The sequence below is a fragment of the Sphingopyxis sp. H073 genome, assembly GCF_001468395.1.
Classification (GTDB): domain Bacteria; phylum Pseudomonadota; class Alphaproteobacteria; order Sphingomonadales; family Sphingomonadaceae; genus Sphingopyxis.
In genome coordinates this window covers 449,434-474,759 of the sequence record NZ_LNSG01000003.1, presented here as the reverse complement: position 1 = coordinate 474,759, position 25,326 = coordinate 449,434, and the positions used below count along the sequence as shown (strand labels likewise).

Genomic DNA, 25,326 nt, shown 5'->3' with positions numbered 1-25,326 from the left:
TATCTCACTCTCTCGCATCGAGCGCCGCGGCGAGCAGCGCTTCCGCCGCCCAAGCCAGCGTCGCGCGCGCCTCGTCATCGTCGGCACGGCAGACATCCTTCATCACGACGAGCGGCTCGATCCCCATCGTCAGCGCGAGCGCGGCGTGCAGCCGCTGCGCCTGCGCGGTCGGCAGCGCCGCGAGTTCGGGGGCAAGTGCGGTCGCGATCCAACGCATCCGCCGGCCCTCGCGGATGTCGCGCGCCGTCTCGCCCTTTTCGCGCGCGGTGAACCAGGCGTCGAGATAGGCACGCAGCGCGGCGCGCATCGCCGCTTCCTCGGCGATCGCCATGTCGAGGAATCCCGCCTGTAGCTTCAGCAGGTGCGCGCGGGCGTCGTCGCCGGGCGCGCGATCGAGCAGCGCCTCGACCGCGTCGGCGGGGCCGTGCGCCGCCGCCTCGACGAGCAGCGCGTCCTGTGTCGGGAAATAGCGGTAGGCGGTCGCGCGCGACACTTTCGCCGCCGCCGCCGCCTCGGGGACGGTCGGGCGGACGCCGGTGCCGAGCAGCTTGATCGCCGCCTCGACAATCGCGCTGCGGGTGCGCTGTTTCTGGTTGGCGCGCGGGTCGTGTCCGGGTGAGATCGTCATTTCGCCATGATACACCTGTCTCTCGATTCGCCAAGCCGCACCGACTGGCTCTTGTCCCGTCCCGTCTCTATGGTCCGCCCATGACAGCGACGACGGTCCGGATCGGGAGTATCGGCGCGGAGGCGCAGCCGATCGCGATCCTCGACGATTTCGCGCCCGATCCCGGCGCCTTGTGCGGCTTTGCCGCCGGGGCGGCGTTCGAGCCCGCACATAATCATTATCCCGGCGTCCGCGCCGCCTTGCCCGACACCTATCTTGCCGCCGCGCTTCCTGTCATCGCTGCCGCGGCCGCCGATGCGTTTGGGCGGCGCGGCGCGGTCGAGGTGATCGACGCGAGCTTTTCGATCGTCTCGACGCCGCCCGGGGCGCTGACGGTGCCGCAGCGCCTGCCGCACGTCGACGCCTTCGGGGCCGACCGCATCGCGCTGGTCCACTATCTCGACCCGGCGGGCGGCGACGGCACCGCCTTTTTCCGCCATCGTGCCACCGGGTTCGAGACGGTGACCGAGGCGCGGCGCGAGCTGTTCTTTCGCCACCTCGACACCGAGCTGCGCTATGGCGGACCGCCGTCTGCCGCCTATGTCGCCGGCGACACGCCGCTGTTCGAATGCATCCGGACCGAGCCCGGTACCTATAATCGGGCGCTGCTCTATCCGAGCTGGAACCTGCACAGCGGGGCGATTTCGCCCGGTGCGGCGCTGTCGGCGGACCCGCGGTGCGGGCGGCTGACGGTCACCGCTTTCCTGTCGATCGGCTGAGGCGCCGGGTCAGATCTTCGCGGCCGCGACGGCCGCTTCCCTTTCGGCGCGCAGTTTCTCGGAATGGAGCAGCTTGTCGGCCATCGCCTGCCACGCCGCGGCGGCGCGCAGGTTGCGGTCGCGGACCTGGGTCAGCGGCGAGGCCTTGGCCTCTTCCGAACATTTGCCCGCCTGCGTCAGGTAGAAATCGATGGTGGCCGACATGGCTGCTTCCTCAAGGTTGAAGGTCGATCAATCGACCATATCGGCGATCAGACGCCGGAGCTCGCGGCGCGACAGCGTCGGGCGGCGGCGGCGCGACGGGCTGGCCGTCTGTGCCTTGCCGGCCAGCGACAGCGCGGGCAGAGCGGGAAAAATCGAATTTGCATTAAACATAGTCATCATCTTTATCTTTGATTTTACGTATTTTATTGTGGGAAGCCCGCGCCGTATGCGCCGACCCCCGGTCCGAGCCCGCGCCGCTTGCGCTGGCGCTCTGGTTCAGAGCCCGCGCCGTTTGCGCTGGCTGGGGGGAACCGGCCCGCCGCCGCGTTCGCGGTAGACGAGGCGGCCCTTGCTGAGGTCATAGGGCGTCATCTCGACGCGCACGGCGTCGCCGACGACCGACCGGATGCGGAAACGCCGCATCCGGCCCGCCGTATAGACGATCACCCGATGACCGTTTTCGAGCACGACGCCGAAGCGTCCGTCGGGCAGGATCTCGTCGATCTGCCCCTCGAAAGTCATCAGTTCCTCTTTGGCCAAAATCAGGCCGACTGGAGGTTGATCGCCGAGACCTTGCCGTTGCGGCCGGTTTCGAGGTCGTAGGAGACGCGCTGCTCCTTCTGGAGCGTGTCCATGCCCGCGGCCTGGACCGCGGTGATGTGGACGAAGCTGTCGCCCGAGCCGTCTTCATTTTCGATGAAGCCGTAGCCCTTGTCGGAGTTGAAGAATTTTACGGTGCCGATGGCCATTGGGTGTTTCCTTTCACGAGAAACGGGAATCCACCGGCAAAAGCACCGGCGGAGCTGGTAGCGTGTGAAGGGAAGAGTCTGCCCCAAGGGGCCGTCAAATTCCGTCGCATGCGACGTTAGCCTTGCCGATATGGGCGGTTTTTCCTGAAAAGTCAAGGTTGGGGGATTTCGCGCCATTCCGAACCCCGGTCATCCCCGCGCAAGCGGGGGCCCGGTGGCGACATCGCGAAACAGCGCTGCGGCGCCGTTCCACCCGCTTCGCTGCGTCCCCGCCTTCGCGGCGATGACGAAGTGGCGGGGACACTCAACCGCTCGCGCTGTTGCGGACCTTGCCGCCTTCGGGCGCCGGGTCGTTGGCGGGGGCGGGGAGGGCGAAGAAGGCGCGGCGCGCGGCTTCGCCGGCCTGGCGCAGCGGGGTGACCTCGGCCATGCGCCGCACCTCATAGAGTTCGAGCTCGTCGTCGTCGAGTTCGCGGGCATAGGCGGGGTCGCCGAACTGCCCATCCTCATAGCCGTAGAAGCCCTCGGGCGGCGGGAAGTCGGTGCGCCACTCGCCGGCGCGGTCGTCGAACCAGACGGTCATCGCCGCGGCGGCCTCTTCGGGGGTTTCGGGGGTTTGCCCATCCTCGCCGAAATCGGCGTAATTCTGCGCAACTTCACTCGCGATTGCATCGTCGGGGCAGAGGGCGGCGAGCGGGCCCGCGCGATTGTCGCGGCCGGCGAGCCAGAGCGCGAGCGCCGCGTTGTGGCCCTCGGCATCCTTGTTGTCGCTGTCGATATCGAAGAGCGACAGGAAGCCCGGCCAGTCGCCGGCGATGATCTGCGCCAGCATCTCCTCGCCCGCTTGCGCGCGGGTTTCGACCATCTTGTCGAGCCGCGCGAGCATCGCGAGGCCGAGGCGCGATTCGATGCGGCGGCGTTTGGTGAAGCTGCGGTCGTCCTCGCGGGTGACGGTGGTGATCTCGTCATGCCCCCAGATCGCGCGGTCGAGCAGCTCGTCGGCGAGCCGGGAGCGCGCGATCAGTACCGCCGCCGCCCAGCCGAGCCGGAACGCCGCGCCCTGCGGCTTGTGCCGAAGGTCGTAAGTCGCGCGCGGCGACATGCCGACCGAGGTGCTGGCGATCTTCACCGACCCGGTGGTCGCGAGGCTCTCCAGAAACGCGCGCTGGAGTGCGGGCGTCCAGTGATAGCTGCCGGGGGCGGGGATGTCGGCGGGATTGGGGGCGGCGTCGTCCATCGATTCGTCCTTTCGGTTGGGTGAAACCGACAGAATGAACCATATGGGTGAAATGTAGGAAAGGGGATTTTCTGTCTGATCCCAGCGCGGGCGTTTAGGCCCGCGCACTCCTATTCATTTGTGAGGCGATCAGATCAGCCAGTTCATCAGATTGATTCTCTTCGAATACTTTTGGCTCTAGCGCACTGGCTTTGAGTAGTTCGATGGCCCGGCTGTAATCCTTCTTAAGTTCCGAATGGGCCGGAGCGCCCACGATGAAGTAGGGCTGTATCTGCTCATCAGATTTCGACAAGCCGGTCATATGCCCTGACCACCTCGCTGCCTTCTCACGGATTCCTTCGGACGTGCTGAGGTCAAATGAAAGTGGCTGATAGCAGTGCCACACGCCATTTTTCCACGCGTTGACGAATTCGACCTCATCAACGGGGGAGGTTATCGTCTTTGGATGTAATCGGTCGATCAAGTTTCGAGCGGACAAAATCTCTTTAACAGGCTGCCAAACGGCGGCGTCATCACGGCCGGACTTATTCTCTTCATCATACTGGGAGACGAACCGGTCGTATGTAATTTGGAGAGCTTTGGCCGGATCATCGGTCAAACCTGTGCGCAGGGGACTCCACACATAGCTGCTGTCATCAATGGGCAGCACCGAGCTAGCGATAGCCAACGCATCCTTCAGGTCATCGCCAAAAAGATAGTGTTCCTTTAGGTGCTTACGCTTGCGATCGAGGGCGCGCTCGATTGCGCTCAAGGCCTGTGTTACCTCGGCCTTCTGAATGCCGGGAAAGGCCTTTCCGAGTCTGCCGAGCGTCTTGCGCATCTTTGCGCCCAGAAAACGAGTTTCCGGGGCGTAAAGGATTACGCCGACGTTGAGGAACTCGCCCGATAGCGGATCATGCCGATATCGCAGCAGTACATATGAATATGGATTGCGCATGGTCATCGCAAAGTCCGTTCGATTTCTACAAGGCAGTCGTCGATTCTATCACGCACAGTCTTAACGTGAGTTATCGCGTCGGTCATCGCGGCCGCTGCTGCCGACCATTCAATAGGAATGCAAGCCTCAAAGTCTGCAAGGCGGTCGTCGGCGATGTTGGCCCACGGTGTCCGTAGCGCCGCGAAGTCTAACGTCCTATTGCCCTTTAGCAATGGGCCAAGAACATGCTGGCTAGCGTTGGTGAGATGAGACAAGTTTCCTAGCTCCCAGGGGGCGACACGAGGAAACAGTTTCATCCGCAGCCCAAAGCAAAGTTCGTGATCGATCATTCTGAGGTCGGGACCACGTACCAATAGATTTGGTTTGACGTCTCTTCTGTCGGCATTGCCGGTGAACGCGTCAAAGGCGAAAATCGATAGAGCGGCCGCGCGACGATCTGACAAAATGGTGTCGCCGTCCGACCAAAGCTTCCAGCCTTTTCCAGCGCCCCTCGATCCGAAAGCCAAGGGGCAACTCTGCTGAAGTACTACGCGGAGGCCGTTGTCGGGAATCGTTGCGATCCATTCGGGGGTCATGCTGACAATGAGGGGTTCGCAAACGGGAAGTCCCAACTCGCCGGCGATCATCGCCGCGAGAAGCTCGTTTGAAAGGCCTTCAAATCCAAGTTCAGGTCGGCCTGATGGCTTAAGGTATAGGTCGAGTAACTCCCCATCGCTGTCAACGCCCGTCACCTGTAACGGTTCGTTCCGGCCGCCAGCCGCTACGCCAAGATACTCGAGAGCTTCAATATGTCTGATCATGTTGCCCCTTAGGGCCTTAATTACCTCGATATACGAAGCTGTCGAGTACTTTGCTTGAAACTAGATTTAAGCCCCATTCGCCGCCGATAAAATCGCCCGCACACTCGCCGTAGCCACGTCCGTATCGAGGCCGCAGCCGAACAGGCTCTTGCCGTCCGCGGTGCGGCATTCGACATAGGCGGCGGCCTGCACATTGCTGCCCTGGCCGATCGCGTGTTCGCTGTAATCGACGATGTCCATCACCGGGCCGCCGCTTTCGCTCAAGGCAGCGATGACGCTCGGCATCAGGCCGTTGCCGCGGCCGCTGACGCTGTGCGGGGCGCGGCCTATTTGCCCGGCGGACGATAGAAGCGATAGCGGGTGACCGCCCCTTCGATCAGGTGGCCGGCGAGACGCAGGCGGATTTCGTCGGCGCCCGCGCCGGTGGTGCAGACGAGGTGCGTGCCGCCCGACGGCAGCGGTTCGATCACGCTGACGCTGATCCCCGCGGCGGTGCAGAGCGCGTTCACCTCGCTTTCGGGCAAAGCGAGGTTCATCGCGCGGGTCATCCGGCGGCCGGGTCCGGCGACCAGGCGCGGATCGCGGCGGCGACGCGCGCATAACCCTCGGCACTGGCGGTCGCGAGCGCGAGCGGGCGGCCGCCGAGTGCGGGATTTTCGGCGTTGAGGAATGCCACTGCCGCGTCGCGGCCGCCCATCGTCAGATAGGCAAGGCTGCTGATGTCGCCCTGACGTCGCGCATCGTCGCGCGGCAGCGCGGTGCGTTTGGGGCGAAACAGGCGGCTGGAGTACGATTTTGCCGGGGCGAGAGCGGGGGCGGGGGTGGCGGAATCGGGGTCGGGTTTGCTGCTCATCGGCGCGGCTCCTCTTGCGTAAGCGGGAGCGCCAAGCGTCTCTCAGTCGCGGTGGCCTACGAAAAAACGTCTGCCGCGATAATGACATATGGGGTCGCGGGGGGCGGATTGTAAGGCCGCCCCCGAATTACGCCCCATTCGCGGCGCTGAGGATTGCCCGCACACTGGCCGTCGCGACGTCCGTATCCAGCCCGCAGCCGAACAGGCTCCTGCCGTCCGCGGTGCGGCATTCGACATAGGCCGCGGCCTGCACATTGCTGCCCTGGCCGATCGCGTGTTCGCTGTAGTCGACGATGTCCATCACGGGGCCGCCGCTTTCGCTGAGCGCGGCGATGACGCTCGACATCAGGCCGTTGCCGCGGCCGCTGACGCTGCGCGGGTTGCCGTCGATGGTGAGCTTGCCGGCGAAGATGCGGTCGGCGCCCGAGTGCGTCTCATGCCAGTCGACGAGTTGGAAGCGTTTGGCTTCGGTGGTGAGATACTGGCGCTCGAAGGCGTGCCAGATATCCTCGGCGCCGAGTTCGCGGCTCGTCTCGTCGGCGAGCGCCTGTACGACGTGGCTGAAGCTCGCCTGCATCTTCTTGGGCAGTTTCAGGCCCTTGTCCTGTTCGAGCACCCAGGCGACGCCGCCCTTGCCCGACTGGCTGTTGACGCGGATCACCGCTTCGTAGCTGCGGCCGAGATCGGCGGGGTCGATGGGCAGATAGGGGACTTCCCAGCGCTCGTCATTCTGGCGCTCGCGCGCGGCGAAGCCCTTCTTGATCGCGTCCTGATGGCTGCCCGAGAACGCCGTGTAGACGAGCTCGCCGCCATAGGGGTGGCGCGGGTGGACGGGCAAATTGTTGCAATATTCGACCGTCTGGATGACCTCGTCGATGTTCGAGAAGTCGAGCCGCGGGTCGACGCCCTGCGTGTACATGTTGAGCGCGATGGTGACGAGGCAGGTGTTGCCGGTGCGCTCGCCATTGCCGAACAGGCAGCCCTCGACGCGGTCGGCGCCCGCGAGCAGGCCGAGCTCGGCCGCCGCGACGCCGGTGCCGCGGTCGTTGTGGGTGTGCAAGGATATGATCGCGGCGTCGCGGTTCGGCAAATTCTTGCAGAAATATTCGATCTGGTCGGCGTAGATGTTCGCCGTCGAGGCCTCGACCGTCGCGGGGAGGTTGAGGATGATCGGCTTGTCGGTGGTCGGCTGGAGGATGTCCATTACCGCCTCGCAGCAGGCGATGCTGAAATCGAGCTCGGCGGTCGAGAAGGTTTCGGGGCTATATTCGAAGCGCCAGTCGGTGCCGGGCAGGCGCGCGGCGTTGTCGCGGAGCTGCTTGGCGCCCTCGACCGCGATGCCCTTGATCTCGGGCATTTCCATGCCGAAGACGATGCGGCGCCACGCGGGGCTGACCGCGTTATAGACGTGGACGATCGCGGTCTTCGCGCCCGCGAGGCTGTCGAAGCTGGTGCGGATGAGGTCGGCGCGGCTTTGCGTCAGCACCTGCGGCGTGACGCCCTCCGGGATGCGGCCGCCGCGGACGAGGCCCTGGATATAGTCGAAGTCGGTCGCGCCGCTGGCGGGGAAGCCGACCTCGATCTCCTTGAACCCGCATTTGACGAGCAGGTCGAAGAAGCGCGTCTTTTTCTCGGCATCCATCGGGTCGATCAGCGACTGGTTGCCGTCGCGCAGGTCGGTCGAGAGCCAGATCGGGGCTTTGGTGGTGACGCGGCCGGGCCATTCGCGGTGGCTCAAGGGAACCTGCGGGAAGGCGCTGTACTTGACCGAGGGGTCGGTGAGCATGGTCATGGGGTGTAAACTTCTTCTGCCGGGTTGGTGTCGCTTGTCGATCGGACCCTTGAGCGGGTGGCCGCGACTAGCGCGCAGCCAGTGTCACGCCCAAGGGCGTGTAAGTCGCAGAAGAAGAAGGGCGTTGCCGCGCATGGCCGTCGCAATGATGCAAAATGTCGCGCTTGGCAAGAGGCAGGTGCCGAAAATTTCGCGGCAGACCGCCGCGGGTCAGAAAATGTCGCCGGGCCGCGAAGGGGCCTTCGCGGCCCGGCGAAGTGCAGGGGGAGGGTAATTCTTCAGGCGGCTTCGCTCTCGTCCTCGCCGTCTTCGTCCCACGGTTCGAAGACCTCATCCTCGAGCATATTGTCGACCGCGTGGACGCGGACACCGATGCACCAGTCCTCGAGCGGGCCTTCCCAGGCGGCCTCGACCTCGGTCAGCGCGTCGGCCGCCGCATCGCCCGAAGCATCATGGGGCGGGCGGTCGCCGACAAGGTCGAAATCCTGAAAGCCGTCCTCGGGCGGGGTGATATAGACATGGGGTTCGAGGCGGACGCTGGTCCAGCCCGCGGTGGGGGCGAGGCCTTCGACCTCTACGACCAGCAGCGGGCTGTCCTCGTCGCCGTCGATGCCGGCGTTGAGTTCGACGATCTCGCGTACCAATTCGCTCATGGGGAGACTCCTTGCGAACAGGGAAAGGCAAGGCCCTGTTAGCGGAGTCGTGTGACAGATTGGGGGCTTAGCCCTTTACCCAGCCGACGGCCGGATCGCCCATGTCGATCACGTCCGCAAGCTCCCAGACGTTGGGATAGCCGTAGCCGACGAGGTTGATGAAGGTCTGGATATTGAGCGCGAGCGGCGCGGCCTTCATGCGGACGGGGGCGGCGTCGTTGCGGAAATTATTGTTGCAATAGATCAGGATAGGGCGGTCGGGGTTGGCGCCGATCACCGCGGCGAGGCTCTCCGCGGTGAAATCGGTGAGCGGCAGGTTCACCGCGCCCGCGATATGCCCGGCGGCGAAGGCATCCTTCGAGCGTGCGTCGAGGAGGAGGGTGCCGGGCTTTGCCGCCTCGGCCTTGAAGGCGTCGAACTTGAGGAGGCGCGTCGCGCGCTGCGGCGCGACGCTGGCGGTGAGCGTCTGGAACGCGGGATAGTCGATCTGGGGGTTGGCCTGCGCCAGCGCAGGGGTGGCGATGAACGCCGCGGCAACCAGCAAGGCTTTGCGCATGATATCCTCCCTCGAACGGGGACGTTATGCGCGCGCCTTGCTGGCTCTGCGATGAATGGGGATGCCCATCAGGATGCCGACGAGCGCGCTGGAAACGCGGGCCTCGGGGGCGCGCGTCAGGGCGTTCCGGCGCGCCGTGCCTCGAACCATTGGCGCAGCGCGGCGGCGGCGCAGCCGGTGAAGCCGTAACTGCCGACGGGCGAGCAGCTGTCGGGGCGCGTCTGGCGCGCGATGGCGTCATAGCCCTCGACCTTCGACGCCCACGAGCCGCCGCCGGCGGGCGCCTCTTCGTCCTGATGGCGGAGATCCTTGGGGACGCGGTAGCGGTCCGATTCGGGCTGCTGCGCGCAGACGACGATCTCGTCGCCCGTCGTCTCGGGACAGGGATCGTCGCCATAGGTGTAGAGGATCGAGGTTTTTTGCGGCGGCGAGCCGGTCTGCGCGAGATCGTCGTCCTGCGCATGCGCGGGGACGGCGAGCGCCGCGAAAGCGACAAGCAGATAGAGGGCAGGTGTCTTCATCGCGCGCATTCCCTGATCCCCTTGAAATAGGGATTACCACGCGAAGATGAACCCCCGCCGAACCGGCGCGCGCCAGACCCGTGTAACCGGGCGCGATTTCGGGGCGAACCGGGGACGAAACCAGATCGGAGTCCGTCCCATGAAAAAACATGTCCTGTTCGCGCTGCTCGCGGCGGCGGCGCTGCCGCTGTCGGCGGCGGTGTTCACCCCCTATGCGTGGGCCAAGCCCGTCTATGTCGGGGTCGAGGGCGGCCATATTGCGGTCAGCGGCTATGACGCCGTCAGCTATTTCGAAGGCGACGGCGTGCCGGTGAAGGGCGACGCCGCCTTTGCCGTCGAGCATGACGGCGCTGTCTATCATTTCGCGAGCGCGGCGCATGCCGCGACGTTCAAGGCCGATCCCGCCGCCTTCGCGCCGCAATATGGCGGCCATTGTTCGTGGGCGATGTCGCGCGGCTATCTCGCGCCGGGCGATCCGCTGGCCTATGCCGTGGTCGACGGGAAGCTGTACCTGAATTTCAATCAGGAGGTGAAGGCGAAGTGGGACGAGGACCGCGCCGGCTTCATCGCCGCGGCGGAAAAGAATTGGGCGGTGATCCCCGACGACGCGAAATTCGGGGGGTAGGAACTCGCGTCAGAAACACTGGATCGCGGTGATCGTATTGGACTCGTCGATCGAGACGTTGACGCGATGGGGATCATAGTTGGCGACCAGCGTGTCCCCGGGCCTGATCGTCCGCACCGAGCGCTTGCTGCGACGCACCGCCTGTTCGCCGAGTCCTCCATAGGTCCGCCGCGCGATTCCATCAGCGATCGCGGAGCCAAAGTCGCGCCCGACGAAGCGTTGAAGCGCAGATGCGCCGCAGGCGTCGCCGTCCGGTATTTGGGTCGACGCGCACCCACCCAGCGCTGAGAGGGCAAGACCTGCGGCGCCGAGCTGGCGAAGCATATCGCCTTTAGCCGAAGACGTCGGCGTAGCCGCCCTTGGGGTCGGGCCCGTAGCGGTTCGGTCCCGGCGTCCCGTCGATGCACATGAACACGAACAGGATCAGGCCGCCCACATAGGGGACGAAACTGATGAAGTAGAACCACCCCGACTTGTCCTGATCGTGCAGGCGGCGGACGGTGACCGCGATCGACGGAATGATCGTCCCGACGATGAAGAGCAGGGTGACGACCAGAAAATAATTCTCGGCAAGCGTATGCTCCTCGCCCGCCGGACTGCCGAAGAAGATGGCGAAGCTGACGAGAACGGCGATCACGAGAATGTAGAAGAGCGTGAACATCCAATATTCCATACGCTGTGATCGCCCGCTGAAATCGGCGTAGCGCATCAGCGGCATCAGCATCCAGTCGATAGAAATCCCCCAGTCTGCCCCCGGCGTCGCGGTGCGAAGCCGGGATCGCTTTTGACCCGTCGGGGTGAAGAAACGGCTAATGCGGGTAGGGCGGAAGGCGACGTGGGACGAGGGCTGCGCTGGCTTCATCGCTGCGGCGGAGAAGAATTGAGTAGTGATGCCCGACGACGCGAAATCGGGGGGTAGGGGCAGGTTCGGGGTGGAGGGTGGGCACGCAAAAAGTCGTCATGCTGAACTTGTTTCAGCAGCCATGGCCGGGCCTAGCATCCGGCGCCGCGCCGAAGGAAACGGCAGACCATGAACCCTGAAACAAGTTCAGGGTGACGATGGAGGATAGGTCAGCTTCCGGTCGTTTGCAGCCCTAGCGTTCGGAACAGCTGTTATTGGCTGAAATGGGGTGGGAAGCGGACATCACGTAATAGGGTTAAGGCTCTCCCCCCTAGCTATGCATCTTAACAAATCGGCTCACACTGGTCATTTCGACTTGGCATCCATACGCACCTTGATGACCGAAACCACCGTTGGCTGTGGTGATCCTGCCAACGCCTTCGATCCAATATGTTCCTTCTTCAGCGATAAAATGCTGGTTAGTTATCAGATCCATATCCTTATTGGCTTTGTCATCGAAAACCAGCCAGCATCGTTGGCTATCATGAAGACATGCTGGCGCGTCTTGGGTTACCGATGCCGAGCAAAGTTCGACTGAACTTTCCTCGAATACATATCGAAATGGCGCCGCAATATGCTGTGGATTGCCGTAACTGGGGTCGTCCGAAGGGTCAGCATTTTGACTGTGAACAATCTGCTCCCGCGCCGTCCCTTCGTTCGCATTGCTGCATCCTGAGAGCGCGACAATCAAAAGAAGCGAGGAGGTTCGGTTTAGCGTCATTGTCCCAGATTGCACCATTGCCTAATTGTCCGCAATCGGTCGTATGCGGTCATTCGTCATCCCGGACTTGATCCGGGATCCACTGCAGCGCTGAAGTCATGGACCCCGGATCAAGTCCGGGGTGACGATGATGGTTAGGGCAGCAATCGGCCGTTTCCAGACCTTCGTCATGCCGGACTTGATCCGGCATCCATCACTGCGGCGGTTGCCGAATGCGCCGCGCTGTCCTGGCTGAATTCCGGCGAGTTGGTTGCTGCCCGAGAACTTGTCGGGTTGGCGTGCGGCGCCGATCTTGCCGGGTGCGCCCGCGATCGGGGGACCGGCTTTCGGCCCGTACCATTCCATCGGCTCGTCCCGCCACGGCAACGGTTCGGCGGATGCGGGGGTGTTTTCGGGCGCGCCCGCGCGTTGGTTGGACGATCCCAACTCAAAGCTTCCCAAGGAGAATGCTCGAAATGCGTAAATATGCAGGCCTGATTACCTCGCTCTCCCTTGCCCTCGCCGCGACGACCGGAACGGCCGCGCTGGCGCAGGCGCAGGCTGGCGCTTCGGCCGTGAAACTCGATGTCGGCGCCAAAGTCTATGACTCGGCAGGCGTCGAGCTTGGCCCGATCGCGAGCAACGACGGCAGCGTCGTCGTGGTGGACTTCGGCGGCCGGAAGGCCGCGTTGCCGACCAACGCCTTTGCGCAGACCGACAAGGGCCTTGCCATCACCATCACCGCCGCGCAGTTGACCGCCGCGCTCGACAAGCAGGCGGCCGATGCCGCCGCCGCGCTCGAAACCGCGCTGGTTCCCGGCGCCGAAATCCGCGGCGTGACCGGCGCCTCGGTCGTCGGCAAGGTCAAGGCGACCGATGCCGAGGGCGTGATCGTCACGACCGACAAGGGCGAGGTGCGCCTGCCGCGCAAGGCTTTCTTCCTGACCGGCAAGGGTCTGGCGATGAGCTTTACCGCCGACCAGTTTGCCGCGGCCATCGCCGAAACGGCAACCACGCCGGCCGCGTCGGATACCACCGCCGATGCCGCCCCCGCGAGCGAACCGGCGCCGACCCCGGCCGACTGATCGCGTCGCGGCGAACAGGAAAAAGTGCGGGAGCCATCCGGTTCCCGCGCTTTTTTTTTGAGCGGACCGTTGCCGGCGCGCGTCGCGGTGCCGGGAAAGTTAGGGCATTGCTCTTATTGCAAAAAGCCGAATTCGAGGCGGAATTCCGCGCTTGGGACGGCACCGGCGGTTGTCGGCTAGCCGTGCACAGCGCCGGACGACCCGCGCAACCTTCGGCCATCCGGCGAGTATTCCTGTGCCAGAAGGGGTCATGCTGAACGCGCTTGCCCCTGCCACCCCGTTGAAGGAGTAGCTTATGGGTGCCGTTTCGAAGAGTTCAGGATTTGTTTTGACGCTGGCCATGCTGGCCGGCCCCGCCTCGGCGAGCCTCGCGGCGCAGGAGGCTCAGGACGCGCAGCCCGCGGGCAGCGGCGAAGCCGTTGCGACCGTCTATGCCCAGATCCCCCCGCTGTCGGAACTGACCGAAGGGCCGAAGCTCGAAGGCATGATCTCGGCGCGCAGCGGCAACCGGATGCAGGTGACGGCGGCCGACGGCACCAACACCGTCGTCTTCCTGAGCGAGAGCACCAAGGTCAAGGCGAATGGCGGCTTCTTGGGCCTCGGCAGCAGCAAGATGGCGGCGAACGCGCTGCTCAACGGGCTGCCCGTCACGGTGGAGACGCTGCAGTGGGACGGCGGGCTGGTCGCGAACCAGGTCGTTCTGAAGAGCAAGGATCTGCGCACCGCGAACATGATCCGTACCGGTACCGACCAGCGCTTTGCCGAGCAGACTGCGGCCACCGAAGCGCTGCGCGGCCGTATGGGCGACATCGATAAATACAACATCAAGAGCACGATGAACGTGAACTTCGACACCGGCAAGGCCGTGCTGTCGGAGCAGGCGAAGGCCGATCTGTGCGCTACCGCGAGCCAGGCCGAGGGCATGGACAATGCCCTGCTCCTCGTCGTCGGCTACACCGATTCGGTGGGCAGCGAGGAGTATAACCAGGTCCTCAGCGAGAAGCGCGCCGGCCGCGTCGTGAACTATCTGCAGCAGGCGTGCGGCTGGAAGCCCTATCGCATGCTGACCCCGACCGGCATGGCCGAGGCCGACCCGACCGCGGACAACAGCACCCCCGAAGGCAAGGCGCAGAACCGCCGCGTCGCGGTGAACGTGCTGGTCAGTAAGGGGCTCGACGGCCTGTAAGACGCGCACCGCCACGATACGAAAGGCGCGGGAGGCATCGCTTCCCGCGCCTTTTTCGTGCGCGGGCGCGGGGCGTGGTTGGCGATGGCATGAAAAGCATCCGGGGGGCGGGGCCTTTCGGCCGCTCCGCCCCCCGTTTGCGTCGGGGGCAAGTGGGGATTTCCGGAGTGGGGGCAGGGGACATCAGGGACCAGACCGATGTCCCCCACCGCTCCATTGAGCGGAACACTCGGGAACGTCTGATACCATACAAGGCGCGTGCCAATTTGCCGCTGCCCAGGATTTTGGCGGGGGACGCTGGTTAGCGATTCCTTACCGGGGCGCGGGGGTGTCAAAAATCCCGACATCTGGGCGCCATCCCATATTGGCTCAATTGCCCGAGGCGGGTGTTGGCACGGCTGCGCGACGAAGATAGACACTCCGCAATGAAAATTTTCTGCGCTCTCGGACCGGGCAACATCGTTGCGGACGCGATGCGCGATGGCGGCATTGTAGCCGGCGTCACCGGCTATTCGTTTTCGCAGCAACTCCGCCGCCTGCTTGTCGCCCATGGTATCACTGGCGTACTGGTCACCAGCAACCCCGACGCGGGGCGCGTCGAACAGGGCGGCCTGACCTTCCAAAACCTGCCGCGCCGGGGCGAGGGGGCGACCGGCCTCGGCTTCCATCTTTCGCGTATATGGTATGGCGTCCGGCTTGCTGTCTATGCACGGCGCATCGGGGCCGATTTGGCGATCATCGATTCCGGATCGACGCATTATTTCATGCTTACCCTGTTCAAGTTGCTCGGCATCCCGGTCGCGGTGAATTTTCACAACGTGCGCTGGCCGAACGGCTTCGAACCGCGGGGAACGCTCAAGACGCTTATCCGGAAGCTGGATTCGTGGTTCTTTCGCCATATTGCGGCCGGGGCGATGGGCTGCTCGCCCGAATGCGGCGTACAAGCCCGCTCCGACGGCGCCGCGCACCTGCGGTATTTCGGATGGACGTCTCAGTTTGCCGCGAGCGATCCCCATCCCGTCGATCCGTTCGCGGATCCCGCCTCGCCGTTCAGGCTTCTGTTTTCGGGTCGTGTGGAACGGAGCAAAGGGGTATTTGATCTTCTCGCGATGGCGCAGGCGCTTCGCAATGCGCCGGGGCGCGCCGTATCGATCGAAGTTTGCGGGGACGGCGGGGCGCTGTCCGAGCTTCGCGCCGAGGTCGATCGGCTCGGTCTGGGAGACTGCGTTACGCTGCGCGGACGTCTCGAACGTGGCGAACTCGATGCTGCCTACCATAATTGCCACGCCCTCATCGTGCCGACCCGCGGCGACTTTTGCGAGGGTATGCCGCTGGTCTGCGCCGAAGCTGTGCTTACCGCCAAGCCCATCATCACCAGCAGGTTGTCCAATGCGCTCCCCGTGATCGGCGAATGTATCCTGGAAGCTGTGCCCGAGAATATCGACAGTTATCTTGATGCGATCCGAACGCTGGCCGACGATTCCGCCACCTATGCTCGCCTCCAATCAGCGTGCGCCTCCGCTTCTGTCCAATTTACCGAACGATCGCTTGGATATGCCGCGGCGGTCGACCGATTGATCGCGAGCATATTTTCGGCGCACGTTCCGCTGCACACCTACGACGCGCTCTACGACGTGAAGTCCGTCTCGAACGTCGCCGCCTAGAGTCGGGACCCTAGCGAGGGCATCCAACATCGTGCGAAGCGCCGGGTTTTCGCCGGGTGGTTCCGCGGGATCGCGCCGACGCGGGCCATCTTCGCCACTCGAGACGTCTTCTTCCCCGGCCGGCATGGCGCTCCGCGCCGCTCCATCTCGATGGCGTTGTGGCAGCTATATCGACTGCCGTTCATTTTGTTCATGCAGCATTCAGCCGATTGACTACATTTGTAGTCGCATTGCAGATCAACGCCAAGAGGAGGGGTTCCACCATGGCGGAAAGAGCAAGCGATTCCGAAATGCAGGTGCTGTCGGCGCTGTGGGACGAGGCTCCGCAGACCGCGGCCGACCTGACCCAGCGCATCGGCAAGATCAACGGCTGGACGCAGGCGACGGTGAAGACGCTGCTTTCGCGGCTGGTCCAGAAGGGCGCGGTCACGGCGGAGGCCGACGGGCGGCGCTATCTTTACAGCCCCGCGGTCGAGCGCGCCGACGCGGTCGGCGAGGAATCGCAGCGCTTCGTCGATCGGCTGTTCGGCGGGCGGGTGAGCCCGCTGATCGCGCATCTCGCCGAACGCGAGGCGCTGTCGGACACCGACATCGCCGAGATCGAAGCCCTGCTGCGGAAGCTCAAGTCATGAGCGCCGCGATGATCATGCAGGTGTGGGGTGACACGATGATCACCACCGCCGCGCTCGTCCTTGCGGTGCTCGTCATCCGCAAGCCCTTTGCCCGCCATTTCGGTCCGCAGCTCGCCTATACGTTGTGGCTCGTCCCGGCGCTGCGGCTGGTGCTGCCGCCGCTGCCCTTCGCCGATCCGGCGCCGGTCGCGGCGAGCGGCGTGCCCGCCGACGTGGTACTGATGGAGGTCGTCGACGCCGCCGAGGCGGTCGGGACGCCGGTCGCGATTCCGGAGGCGAGCTGGACCTTTGCCGATGCGCTGCCCTTGCTGTTCGCGCTGTGGGCGCTCGGTTTCGTTGCGGTCCTCATGAGCGCGGCGCTGTCGCACCAGCGTTTTCGCGCCGGGGTGCTGAAGGGCGCGGTCGAGCTCGAGCCGCTGGGAGGTATCCGCCTGATCATGACCGACGCGGTCGACGGGCCGGTCGCGTTCGGCCTGTGGCGGCGCTTCGTCGCGGTGCCGCACGATTTCTTCGCCCGCTATGCGACCGAGGAACGCGCGCTGGCGATCGATCACGAGCTGTCGCACCATCGCCACGGCGACCTGTGGGCGAATGCCGCGGCGCTGCTGCTGCTCGCGACGCAATGGTTCAACCCCCTGGCCTGGCGCGCGATCCGCGCCTTCCGGTTCGACCAGGAAGCGGCGTGCGACGCGCGCGTGCTGACGATGACCGACACCGCCCCGCGCAATGTGCGGACCGCGCGCTATGCCACCGCCATCGCGAAGGCGGCGGTCGGATCGCGGCTGTCGCTCGCGGCGCCGATGGCGGTCCACGACAATCTGCAGGAGAGACTGACGATGCTGATGCAGGAGGATATTTCGAAGAAGCGCGGGCTGGTCGGCCGGTTGCTCGTGGGGGCTGCCGCAGTGGCGGTGCTGGCGACGACCGCGACCCTGGTGCCCCCCGCGACCGCGAGCGCGCAGGCCGAGCTCGCCGAGCCGCCGACGCCCCCGGCACCGCCTGCCGCGCCCGACGCACCGCTGCCGCCCGAGGCCCCGGCCGCGCCCGATGCGCCCCATGTGATGATCTTCACCGAGCAGCATGACGGCGACGCGGCCGAAAAGGACGGGAAGAAGCGCGAGGTCCACCGCATCGTGATCCGCCAGGACGGCGACGATGAGGGCAAGCCCGCGGTGATGCTCGCGCCCGCCGACGGCAAGTACAAGCGCGTCGAGATCCGCACCCCCGGCAGCCTGTCGCGCGACGATGTGCTTGCGACGCTGAAGGAGCAGGGGATCGGCGGCGCGCAGGCCGAGGCGATCGCCGACAAGCTGGAGGCAAAGCGCAAGGAGCGTATCCGCACCGTGATGGCGCCGATGCCCCCGATGCCGCCCCTGCCGCCGATGGTCGCGCATGGCGCGTGGCAGAGCTTCGACGGCAAGGCGATCGCGATCGGCAAGTGCGGCGACGGGTCGAAGACCGCGCCGATCGTCAACCGCGAGGAAGTCGACGGCAACAAGCGCCAGCACATCTACATGATCCGCTGCGGCGACACCGCCGAGAGCAAGGCGGCCCGCCTGTCGGCGCTGAAGAAGGCGCGCGACGGCTTCAAGAAGGGCGAGGCGGCGCGCGGCCTGTCCGAGGAAATGCGCGCGAAGGTCGCCGCCGACATCGACAGGGCGATCGCCGACATCGAGAAATCGGACGACTGACGGCAACAACTTCCTGACCGGCGCCCATTCCCCGGTGGCGCCGGCGATAGGGGCGGGGAAAGGGGGCGGCCCATGTCCGCTCCCTTTCTCTATTGGCCCGGCTTTTTCTCGCCCGGGCCTTTTCCTTCGCGCGGCGCGGTGCCACATGGGCGGGCATGAGCGACGAAAAGCCCTGGCCCGACACGATCCGCGCCGGCGACTGCGAGCAGCATGAGCCGCTGGTGCGCCGCGTGCTCGCGCCCAATCCCTCGCCCTATACCTTCACCGGCACCCAGACGTGGATCGTCGGGGCCGGGAGCGACGTCGCGGTGATCGATCCCGGCCCGACCGGATCGGGGCTGAGCATCGGCGACCCCGCCGACATCAACGGCGTCGGGCATGTCGACGCGATCCTGCGCGCGACCGAGGGCCAGCGCATCACGGCGATCCTCTGCACGCACACGCACCGCGACCATAGTCCCGCGTCACGCCCCTTGCAGGAGGCGACGGGCGCGCCGATCATCGGCTGCGCGCCGCTGGCGCTGGCCGATGACGGGCCGCGCGCGGATTCGGCCTTCGACAGCGACTATGCGCCCGACCGCGTGCTCACCGACGGCGAGCGGATTTCGGGCGACGGCTGGACGATCGAGGCGGTCGCGACGCCGGGGCATACGTCGAACCACCTCTGCTTCGCGCTCGTCGAAAGCGGGGCGCTGTTCACCGGCGACCATGTGATGGCGTGGTCGACGAGCGTGGTGAGCCCGCCCGACGGCGACATGGCCGCCTATATGGCGAGCCTGTCGAAGCTGTATGAGCGCGGCGACCGCATCTATTATCCGGCGCACGGCCCCGCGGTGACGAAGCCGAGGCAGCTCGTGCGCGGGATGCTGGGCCATCGCAAGCAGCGCGAGCGGCAGATATTGCGCGAACTCGACAAGGGGACGCGCGCGATCCCCGAGATGGTGAAGCATATGTACAAGGGTCTCGACCCCCGGCTGACCGGCGCCGCCGGGCGGTCGGTGCTCGCGCACCTGCTCGACCTCGAGACGCGCGGCGTCGTGCGGTCGCAAGATGATGAGTGGGTGCTTGCCTGATGCTGATGGCGCTGGTGCTGGCGGCCGCCGTGCCCGCCCCCGCCGATGGCGACGGCGCGGTGGTCGCGCTCGTCAAGGATGGCGATCGGCACTGCGTGCCCGACAGGAGCCTGTGCCTCGAAATCCCGGTCACCGAAGACGGTGCGGGCGCGGCGGAGCTGCGGGTGACGTCGCCGGCCTCGGACGCGCCGACGTCAATCGCCTTGCCCGGCTTTGACGATGCCGGAGCGCAGGAACTCTGGCCGAACCTGATCGCCGCGAAGGGCGGGGACGGCGCGCCGCGCTATCTGGTCGGCATCCTCGGCCGCCAGAATGCGATGTATTCGGGCGGCGGCGGATCGGCGGCACGGCTGCATCTTTTCGAGCTCGGCAGCGCGCCGGGATCGACCGCGCTCGGCGCCGAAGTGCTCGATATCGTTTGGGACGGCTCGCTGATGATCCGCGCCTGCTTTTCGGAGCAGGGCATGAAGGACCGGCTGGAGGCGTGCCACGACGAATATGATTTTGCCGCGACGCTGACGGCTGCCCCCGCCGATGGCGGCTGGTGGCCCGCGCTCACCTATCGCGCTGCCGCGACGACCTTCCCGCGCACCTCGCGCCGGTCGGAGGACAATAGCGCGGTGAGGCTGAAGCGCGCCGACCTGGTGCGTGCGCCCGATCCCCGCTGCAGCTATGACCGCGTGCTGCATTACAACCCCGCGACGTCGCGCTATGAAATGGACCGGCCGGCGCCCGATTGTTCGGATTACACCACGCCATGACCACACCCGCGTCCTCGCCCGCACCGCGCCTGTTGCCGCGCCTGATCCTGCTCGCGGCGGCGGCTTTGCTGGCGCTCGCCGCCTGGTGGGCGGTCAGCGCCTGGCGCGACTGGCAGAAGGGCTTCGACCCCGAGACCGTCGTCGCGGCGAGCCTGCAGGGGTTGCAGGAGCAGAATGTGCTCGTGCCCTTCACCGCGCGCTATGTCGCGGTCGTGACCTCGACGCAGTCGCGGCTGGGGCTGGAGGCGAAGAAGACGCTGATCATGCCGGGGACGGTCCGCTACGAGCTTGACCTTGGCAAGCTCAGGCAGTCCGACCTCGACTGGGATGCGGGCACCAATGCGCTGACCGTCACCTTGCCGCCGCTGCGGCTGGCGGGCCCCGAGATCGACATCGATGCGATCAGCGAGTTTCGCGACGGGGTGATCCTGCTGACGCTGACCGATGCCGAAAAGACGCTCGACGCCGCGAACCGCAAGGCGGCGCAGGAAGAGTTGATCAAGCAGGCGAAGGGGACGGTGCCGATGCGGCTGGCGCAGGGCGCCGCACGCACCGCGGTCGAGCAGAGCTTCGCGATGCCGCTGAAGGCCGCGGGGATCGACGCGAAAGTCGCCGCGCGCTTCGCGGACGACCCTGCGAACTGACCCTTTCGCAAGGTTCGGGGATGCGATATTCTCCGCGCGGGCAGACTGCGAGGGGAATGGGGCATGGCGACGATGGTCGAGGGCGCGGCGCGCGCCGAACGGTTCTGGCAACGGATGGCGATCGGGCTCGCCGTCTTCATCATCTTCGGTTTCGTGCAATTTGGGCTGCGCGGTTTCGTCGATCCGGTGAAGGCGCCCTTCTGGGTGCATCTGCACGGGGTCGCGATGCTGGCGTGGCTCGGGTTGCTGATCGTTCAGCCGACGCTGGAGGCGCGGGGCAATCTGGCGCTGCACCGGCGGCTCGGCTGGATGGGAGCGGGGCTGGCGGTGTTGATCGTCTGCCTCGGCATTTTCGTCGGGCTGGCATCGCTGGCGCTGAACCGCTTCCCGCCCTTTTTTACCGCGCCCTATTTCCTTGCGCTCACGACGATCGAGGCGCTCGCATTCGGGCTGGCGGTGATGATGGCGATCCGCCGGCGCAGCGATACCGAATGGCACCGGCGGCTGATGATCGGCGCGACGATCATGATCCTCGAACCCGCGCTCGGCCGGTTGCTGCCGATGCCGCTGATGATCGGCTGGTCGGACATTCCGGTCGCGCTGATCCAGCTAGCGGTCGTCGGGATCATCGCGGCGCACGACCGGCGCACGCTGGGGCACGTCCATCCGGCGACGAAAGCGGTCGCGCTGCTTGTCATCGCGGTGCGCGTGATCGTCTATCTGTTGTCGCTGACGCCGCCGGTGGCCGCGCTGGCGGCGAAGCTCACGGCAAGCTGATACGGCGAATTGCCCTTATGGCGGACGCGGTGTAGAGCGCCGCGCAAGGCAAAGCCATAAAAGGAAAAGCCATGACTGCTCCCGTTCGCGAAAATCTGTCGGGTCTCGACCTGCGCGCCGAAATCGAGCGCCTGCGCAAGGAGCGCAACGCCGTCATCCTCGCGCATTATTACCAGAAGCCCGAGATTCAGGATCTGGCCGATTTCGTCGGCGATTCGCTCGAGCTCTCACGCAAGGCGGCGGACACCAACGCCGACGTGATCGCCTTTTGCGGGGTCAAGTTCATGGCCGAGACCGCGAAGATCCTGAGCCCGCAGAAGACGGTGATCCTGCCCGACATGGACGCCGGGTGCAGCCTCGAGGACAGCTGTCCGCCCGAACAGTTCAAGCGTTTCCGCGAAAAGCATCCCGACCATATCGCGCTGACCTACATCAACTGCTCGGCGGCGGTGAAGGCATTGAGCGACATCATCGTCACCTCGTCGAGCGCCGAGACGATCATCAGCCAGATCCCCGAAAGCCAGAAGATCATCTTCGGCCCCGACCGGCACCTTGGCGGCTATCTCAACCGCAAGTTCGGACGCGACATGCTGTTGTGGCCGGGCGTGTGCATCGTCCACGAGGCGTTCAGCGAGACCGAACTGCTCAAGCTGAAGGCGCAGCATCCGGGCGCGCCGGTTGCGGCGCACCCCGAATGTCCGCCGCACATCGTCGACCATGCCGATTATGTCGGATCGACGAGCGGCATTTTGCAGTTCGCGAAGAGCTTCCCCGGCGACACGCTGATCGTCGCGACCGAGCCGCACATCATCCACCAGATGGAACTCGCGCTGCCCGAAAAGACCTTCATCGGCGCGCCGGGCGCGGATGGAAACTGCAACTGCAACATCTGCCCGTACATGGCGCTCAACACGATGGAGAAGCTGTACATCGCGCTCCGCGACCTCAAGCCGCAGATCGAGATGGAGGAAGGGCTCCGCCTCGCTGCGCGCAAGAGTCTCGACCGGATGCTCGAAATGGCATCGGGGACCGTCGGCAAGGGCGACCTCGGACGCGCGTGAGTCGCGGCGGCGAGTCGCTTTTTGCGGTTTCGCGAATCGAGTCGCGGCGGCGAGTCGCGCATTTCGGTCCGGCCGATGAATTCAAAAATGCTGCATTGCTATTACAAAAATGCTGCAGCGAATCCGCTTGTTGCTAATGCCGGACTTATCCACAAGCGAACGGGCATGATTGCTGCTTTATGTGCATTTTCTGTTGGCGGCATCCCGCGTTCGTGACAGCTTCAAATCATCGGACGCCGGAGACGACGGACCGCCGGGACGAGAAGGGCAGTTGCAAGACTGGCCGGACGAGAACGGAGAGGGACGACGAGGAAGGCAACCGATAGCCGGATCACGGAACGCAGCGATTCCCACGAGTTGAAGCGGACCCGATCAGGTACGGAAATGCAGTCCATCGCTTTGAAAGCGCAGCTGTTTCGGCAGAGGCACGGACGAGATGATGAAGGGCTTTCCAGGTGAGGCCGGCCCCCGAAAGGGGGCCGACCGAACCATCGCCGGACCGTTCCGGCGCACGCGGCGGCGAGGCGTTTTGCGGGTCACTGACCGAAAGGACAGGGAACCGGGATGCAGCGGCGAAGCGAGGCGAGGGGCGTAACCGGATAGTGGGGGTTGGCAGCGATGTCGGCCCCCATTTCGTATGCGCGGACGGGGGACATCCGCTCCCTGCCGGGCGCCGCGGCGACGCCGCAGCCTTTTCCCAAAAAAATTCCACCGAGTGATCGGCGTCACATCGCGGTCAAACAAGGCTGCTTATGCCGGTGTTGCGACCCGGAGCAGTTCCCCGATCGGAACTGATCCTCCTCTTCCCGGCCGTGGCCTTTGGGTCGCGGCCGGGAACCTTTTCCACCCCTCTCGCATTATTCGCGTATCGGCGGCTGCCCGATCGCCTGCTGACGGGCTCGCCGACCGGAAAGGGGAGATCATAGGGATGATCGATTTCGTACCTTGCGCCTGTCCTCGGTGAACGGCGCCCCGGCAACCGCGCGCGCTCCGCCATTTCGCTAGGCGATTGCAGTGATTTAGGGTAGCACAGGCTGTCCACAACGTCGGGCAGACCATTGATCGTAGGGGGTCAATCATGATTAGTTTCATTATCGCTATTGTGATGGGCGGCATTATCGGCTGGCTCGCCAGCATCGTGATGCGCACCGATGCCCAGCAGGGCATTTTCCTGAATATCATCGTCGGTTGCGTCGGGTCTATCCTCGGCCGGCTGCTCTTGGGCGGCGTCTTTGGCGGCGGACACCTGCGCGGCGATGCGTTCGACTGGCGGACGCTGGTCACGGCGTTCATCGGCGCGATCATCCTGCTGGCGATCGTCAACCTGATCCGGCGCGGCAGGGTACGCTGACGGCGCGAACGGCCGGGTCCGATCCGGACCTGACAGCGAAGAAATGGGGGCGGTCGGCGCATGTCGGCCGCCCCTTTTTGATGACCAACTACTGGAATTTTCTGCCCGACCTGCCTATGACGCGGTGCCCGGAGGGTGGGGCGAGGGGCCTGTTTCACCCCTTGCGCGTGGTGATTTAATAGGGTAATACACCGACCGGAAATTGGGCTGTGCCCGTGCGGTGCGGCTTGCACCGCCGTCGGCAGCACGCCGGCGGCCGAGGGGATGTGGCGTGAATTACGAGCGGAAAGTGGATTCGATGGACAGCCTGGCGGGGACCGAAAGCTTTTACGAAGCCGATGACAACCGCCGCAAGCGGATGCTGACGATCGCGGCGGTCGCGCTGATCGCGGTCATCCTGCTCGGCGTCTGGTATGCGTTCGCGCACAGCAAGGGCGCCGATACGGCGGCGGGCGGCGCCGGCGGCGCGGGCGCGCAGAATGTGCCGAACGTCACCGTCGTCATTCCCGGCCGCGTCTCGGTGCAGGCGGCGATCGCCGCCAACGGCACAATCGCGGCGCGCCGCGAAATGCCGGTCGGCATCGCGGGCGAGGGCGGACAGGTCGTCCGCGTGCTTGTCGAGCCCGGCCAGTGGGTCGGCGCGGGCCAGACGCTCGCGGTGATCGACCGCGCCGTCCAGTCGCAGCAGGCGGCGAGCCTCGCGGCCTCGATCAAGGTTGCCCAGGCCGATGCCGATCTGGCGCAGGCGGAGCTGGAGCGCGCGCAGGCGCTGGTCGGCCGCGGCTTCATCTCGAAGGCCGACATGGACCGCAAGCGCGCGACCCGCGATGCCGCGAACGCGCGCGTCCGCGTGTCGCAGGCGCAATATCAGGAAGCGCTGGCGCGCAACGGCCGCCTCAACATCGTCGCCCCGGCGGCGGGGCTGGTCCTGACGCGTCAGGTCGAACCCGGCCAGGTCGTCGGCGCGGGCAGCGGCGTGCTGTTCCGCATGGCGCGCGGCGGCGAGATGGAAATGCTGGCGCAGCTCGCCGAGGCCGATTTGCAGCGCGTCAAGGTCGGCACCCGCGCGACGATCACGCCGGTCGGCACCGACCTGCAGATCGCGGGGCAGGTGTGGCAGGTTTCGCCGATCGTCAACATGGACACGCGGCAGGGAACGGTGCGCATCGCGGTCCCGTACAGCGCCGCGCTCCGCCCCGGCGGCTTCGCCGACGCGCGGCTCGTCTCGGGCACCGAACAGGCGCCGCTGCTCCCCGAAAGCGCGGTGCAGAGCGGACCCGACGGCAATTTCGTGCTGGTCGTCGGCGCGGACGACAAGATCGAACGCAAGCTGGTGAAGGTCGGCACCGTCACCGACGGCGGCGTGTCGATCGCGTCGGGACTGACCGGCAACGAGAAGGTCGTCGTGCTGGCGGGCGCATTCCTGAACCCCGGCGACAAGGTGAAGCCGGTGGTCCAGAAATCGTCGCAGTAAAATTGGTCGCACA

32 protein-coding genes and 1 pseudogene are annotated in these 25,326 nt (G+C 65.5%); 14 read left to right on the top strand and 19 right to left on the bottom strand.

Features of this window, described 5'->3' with window-relative positions; genetic code table 11:
• Nucleotides 1-4 precede the first annotated feature (4 nt).
• Nucleotides 5-628 carry a TetR family transcriptional regulator gene (locus tag ATE64_RS07740; RefSeq protein ID WP_156416555.1) on the bottom strand — a complete coding sequence of 208 codons (624 nt, stop codon included), beginning with the start codon at nucleotides 626-628 and terminating at the stop codon, nucleotides 5-7.
• Nucleotides 629-708: 80 nt separating this feature from the next.
• Here ATE64_RS07740 and ATE64_RS07735 point away from each other — a divergent pair, with 80 nt between their 5' ends.
• The gene (locus ATE64_RS07735; RefSeq protein WP_058457549.1) at nucleotides 709-1,386 is read left to right on the top strand and encodes a DUF6445 family protein; all 678 of its coding nucleotides are present in this window, start codon (nucleotides 709-711) and stop codon (nucleotides 1,384-1,386) included.
• 9 nt (nucleotides 1,387-1,395) lie between these two features.
• On the opposite strand, the gene ATE64_RS07730 is transcribed toward ATE64_RS07735, so the two are convergent.
• The 14 genes and pseudogenes from ATE64_RS07730 to ATE64_RS07670 form a co-directional block, all read right to left on the bottom strand.
• Nucleotides 1,396-1,590 (bottom strand): hypothetical protein, encoded by a 195-nt coding sequence (locus ATE64_RS07730; RefSeq protein ID WP_058457548.1) that lies wholly within the window; start codon nucleotides 1,588-1,590, stop codon nucleotides 1,396-1,398.
• A gap of 27 nt (nucleotides 1,591-1,617) precedes the next feature.
• Nucleotides 1,618-1,761, bottom strand: coding sequence for a hypothetical protein (locus ATE64_RS21570; RefSeq protein WP_156416554.1), 144 nt, complete (start codon nucleotides 1,759-1,761; stop codon nucleotides 1,618-1,620).
• A 105-nt stretch (nucleotides 1,762-1,866) separates the two neighbouring features.
• The gene (gene infA, locus ATE64_RS07725) at nucleotides 1,867-2,130 is read right to left on the bottom strand and encodes a translation initiation factor IF-1 (RefSeq protein WP_058457547.1); all 264 of its coding nucleotides are present in this window, start codon (nucleotides 2,128-2,130) and stop codon (nucleotides 1,867-1,869) included.
• A gap of 2 nt (nucleotides 2,131-2,132) precedes the next feature.
• Nucleotides 2,133-2,339, bottom strand: a complete 207-nt coding sequence (locus tag ATE64_RS07720; protein ID WP_058457546.1) for a cold-shock protein — start codon at nucleotides 2,337-2,339, stop codon at nucleotides 2,133-2,135.
• A 304-nt stretch (nucleotides 2,340-2,643) separates the two neighbouring features.
• Complete coding sequence (locus tag ATE64_RS07715; RefSeq protein WP_058457545.1) at nucleotides 2,644-3,576, bottom strand: hypothetical protein; 933 nt, start codon at nucleotides 3,574-3,576, stop codon at nucleotides 2,644-2,646.
• Between the two features lie 94 nt (nucleotides 3,577-3,670).
• Entirely contained in the window at nucleotides 3,671-4,519 is an 849-nt protein-coding gene (locus ATE64_RS07710; RefSeq protein ID WP_058457544.1) for a DUF3037 domain-containing protein, read from the bottom strand.
• A complete protein-coding gene (locus ATE64_RS07705) occupies nucleotides 4,516-5,313 on the bottom strand; it encodes a HipA family kinase (protein WP_058457543.1) in 798 nt (265 codons plus the stop codon). Before ATE64_RS07705 ends, ATE64_RS07710 begins: the two co-directional genes overlap by 4 nt.
• 66 nt (nucleotides 5,314-5,379) lie before the next feature.
• Nucleotides 5,380-5,625 (bottom strand): annotated as a pseudogene (locus ATE64_RS07700) (alpha-isopropylmalate synthase regulatory domain-containing protein); the annotation flags it as partial.
• 14 nt (nucleotides 5,626-5,639) lie between these two features.
• The gene (locus tag ATE64_RS07695) at nucleotides 5,640-5,849 is read right to left on the bottom strand and encodes a hypothetical protein (RefSeq protein WP_331458595.1); all 210 of its coding nucleotides are present in this window, start codon (nucleotides 5,847-5,849) and stop codon (nucleotides 5,640-5,642) included.
• Nucleotides 5,850-5,857: 8 nt separating this feature from the next.
• Nucleotides 5,858-6,166 (bottom strand): antitoxin Xre/MbcA/ParS toxin-binding domain-containing protein, encoded by a 309-nt coding sequence (locus ATE64_RS07690; RefSeq protein ID WP_058800164.1) that lies wholly within the window; start codon nucleotides 6,164-6,166, stop codon nucleotides 5,858-5,860.
• Between the two features lie 127 nt (nucleotides 6,167-6,293).
• Complete coding sequence (gene leuA, locus ATE64_RS07685) at nucleotides 6,294-7,958, bottom strand: 2-isopropylmalate synthase (protein WP_058454137.1); 1,665 nt, start codon at nucleotides 7,956-7,958, stop codon at nucleotides 6,294-6,296.
• A gap of 278 nt (nucleotides 7,959-8,236) precedes the next feature.
• Nucleotides 8,237-8,611: a hypothetical protein gene (locus ATE64_RS07680; protein WP_058454136.1), complete on the bottom strand. Its 375-nt coding sequence runs from the start codon at nucleotides 8,609-8,611 to the stop codon at nucleotides 8,237-8,239.
• A 67-nt stretch (nucleotides 8,612-8,678) separates the two neighbouring features.
• Nucleotides 8,679-9,167, bottom strand: coding sequence for a rhodanese-like domain-containing protein (locus tag ATE64_RS07675; RefSeq protein ID WP_058454135.1), 489 nt, complete (start codon nucleotides 9,165-9,167; stop codon nucleotides 8,679-8,681).
• Nucleotides 9,168-9,283: 116 nt separating this feature from the next.
• Nucleotides 9,284-9,688 (bottom strand): hypothetical protein, encoded by a 405-nt coding sequence (locus ATE64_RS07670; RefSeq protein ID WP_058454169.1) that lies wholly within the window; start codon nucleotides 9,686-9,688, stop codon nucleotides 9,284-9,286.
• Between the two features lie 139 nt (nucleotides 9,689-9,827).
• On the opposite strand from ATE64_RS07670, the gene ATE64_RS07665 reads away from it, so the two are divergent.
• A complete protein-coding gene (locus tag ATE64_RS07665; RefSeq protein WP_058454134.1) occupies nucleotides 9,828-10,313 on the top strand; it encodes a YHS domain-containing (seleno)protein in 486 nt (161 codons plus the stop codon).
• Between the two features lie 9 nt (nucleotides 10,314-10,322).
• Here ATE64_RS07665 and ATE64_RS07660 read toward each other — a convergent pair whose 3' ends face one another.
• The 4 genes from ATE64_RS07660 to ATE64_RS07650 all read right to left on the bottom strand — a co-directional run bounded on the left by ATE64_RS07660 (nucleotide 10,323) and on the right by ATE64_RS07650 (nucleotide 12,376).
• A complete protein-coding gene (locus ATE64_RS07660) occupies nucleotides 10,323-10,637 on the bottom strand; it encodes an I78 family peptidase inhibitor (RefSeq protein WP_058454133.1) in 315 nt (104 codons plus the stop codon).
• Nucleotides 10,638-10,644: 7 nt separating this feature from the next.
• A complete protein-coding gene (locus ATE64_RS07655) occupies nucleotides 10,645-11,031 on the bottom strand; it encodes a DUF805 domain-containing protein (RefSeq protein ID WP_231729108.1) in 387 nt (128 codons plus the stop codon).
• 454 nt (nucleotides 11,032-11,485) lie between these two features.
• Nucleotides 11,486-11,935 carry a hypothetical protein gene (locus tag ATE64_RS22095; protein WP_156416553.1) on the bottom strand — a complete coding sequence of 150 codons (450 nt, stop codon included), beginning with the start codon at nucleotides 11,933-11,935 and terminating at the stop codon, nucleotides 11,486-11,488.
• A gap of 96 nt (nucleotides 11,936-12,031) precedes the next feature.
• Entirely contained in the window at nucleotides 12,032-12,376 is a 345-nt protein-coding gene (locus ATE64_RS07650) for a hypothetical protein (protein WP_156418169.1), read from the bottom strand.
• A gap of 14 nt (nucleotides 12,377-12,390) precedes the next feature.
• Between ATE64_RS07650 and ATE64_RS07645 the strand changes: the two genes are divergently transcribed.
• The 12 genes from ATE64_RS07645 to ATE64_RS07590 all read left to right on the top strand — a co-directional run bounded on the left by ATE64_RS07645 (nucleotide 12,391) and on the right by ATE64_RS07590 (nucleotide 25,313).
• On the top strand, nucleotides 12,391-12,999 hold the full coding sequence (locus ATE64_RS07645) for a hypothetical protein (RefSeq protein WP_058454167.1): 609 nt from the start codon (nucleotides 12,391-12,393) through the stop codon (nucleotides 12,997-12,999).
• Between the two features lie 295 nt (nucleotides 13,000-13,294).
• A complete protein-coding gene (locus ATE64_RS07640; protein ID WP_058454131.1) occupies nucleotides 13,295-14,185 on the top strand; it encodes an OmpA family protein in 891 nt (296 codons plus the stop codon).
• 389 nt (nucleotides 14,186-14,574) lie between these two features.
• A complete protein-coding gene (locus ATE64_RS07635; protein WP_156416551.1) occupies nucleotides 14,575-15,849 on the top strand; it encodes a glycosyltransferase family 4 protein in 1,275 nt (424 codons plus the stop codon).
• Between the two features lie 263 nt (nucleotides 15,850-16,112).
• Entirely contained in the window at nucleotides 16,113-16,481 is a 369-nt protein-coding gene (locus tag ATE64_RS07630) for a BlaI/MecI/CopY family transcriptional regulator (protein ID WP_058454129.1), read from the top strand.
• The gene (locus ATE64_RS07625; protein WP_058454128.1) at nucleotides 16,478-18,172 is read left to right on the top strand and encodes a M56 family metallopeptidase; all 1,695 of its coding nucleotides are present in this window, start codon (nucleotides 16,478-16,480) and stop codon (nucleotides 18,170-18,172) included. Before ATE64_RS07630 ends, ATE64_RS07625 begins: the two co-directional genes overlap by 4 nt.
• Nucleotides 18,173-18,327: 155 nt before the next feature.
• The gene (locus ATE64_RS07620) at nucleotides 18,328-19,245 is read left to right on the top strand and encodes an MBL fold metallo-hydrolase (protein ID WP_058454166.1); all 918 of its coding nucleotides are present in this window, start codon (nucleotides 18,328-18,330) and stop codon (nucleotides 19,243-19,245) included.
• Nucleotides 19,230-20,006: a hypothetical protein gene (locus ATE64_RS07615; protein ID WP_156416550.1), complete on the top strand. Its 777-nt coding sequence runs from the start codon at nucleotides 19,230-19,232 to the stop codon at nucleotides 20,004-20,006. Before ATE64_RS07620 ends, ATE64_RS07615 begins: the two co-directional genes overlap by 16 nt.
• Nucleotides 20,003-20,650 (top strand): DUF4230 domain-containing protein, encoded by a 648-nt coding sequence (locus ATE64_RS07610; protein ID WP_058454126.1) that lies wholly within the window; start codon nucleotides 20,003-20,005, stop codon nucleotides 20,648-20,650. Before ATE64_RS07615 ends, ATE64_RS07610 begins: the two co-directional genes overlap by 4 nt.
• A 63-nt stretch (nucleotides 20,651-20,713) precedes the next feature.
• Nucleotides 20,714-21,427 carry a hypothetical protein gene (locus ATE64_RS07605; RefSeq protein WP_058454125.1) on the top strand — a complete coding sequence of 238 codons (714 nt, stop codon included), beginning with the start codon at nucleotides 20,714-20,716 and terminating at the stop codon, nucleotides 21,425-21,427.
• Nucleotides 21,428-21,498: 71 nt separating this feature from the next.
• Nucleotides 21,499-22,488: a quinolinate synthase NadA gene (gene nadA, locus ATE64_RS07600; protein ID WP_058454124.1), complete on the top strand. Its 990-nt coding sequence runs from the start codon at nucleotides 21,499-21,501 to the stop codon at nucleotides 22,486-22,488.
• Nucleotides 22,489-23,566: 1,078 nt separating this feature from the next.
• Entirely contained in the window at nucleotides 23,567-23,839 is a 273-nt protein-coding gene (locus ATE64_RS07595; RefSeq protein WP_197410113.1) for a GlsB/YeaQ/YmgE family stress response membrane protein, read from the top strand.
• Nucleotides 23,840-24,137: 298 nt separating this feature from the next.
• On the top strand, nucleotides 24,138-25,313 hold the full coding sequence (locus ATE64_RS07590) for an efflux RND transporter periplasmic adaptor subunit (protein WP_058454123.1): 1,176 nt from the start codon (nucleotides 24,138-24,140) through the stop codon (nucleotides 25,311-25,313).
• The last annotated feature ends 13 nt before the right edge of the window (nucleotides 25,314-25,326 follow it).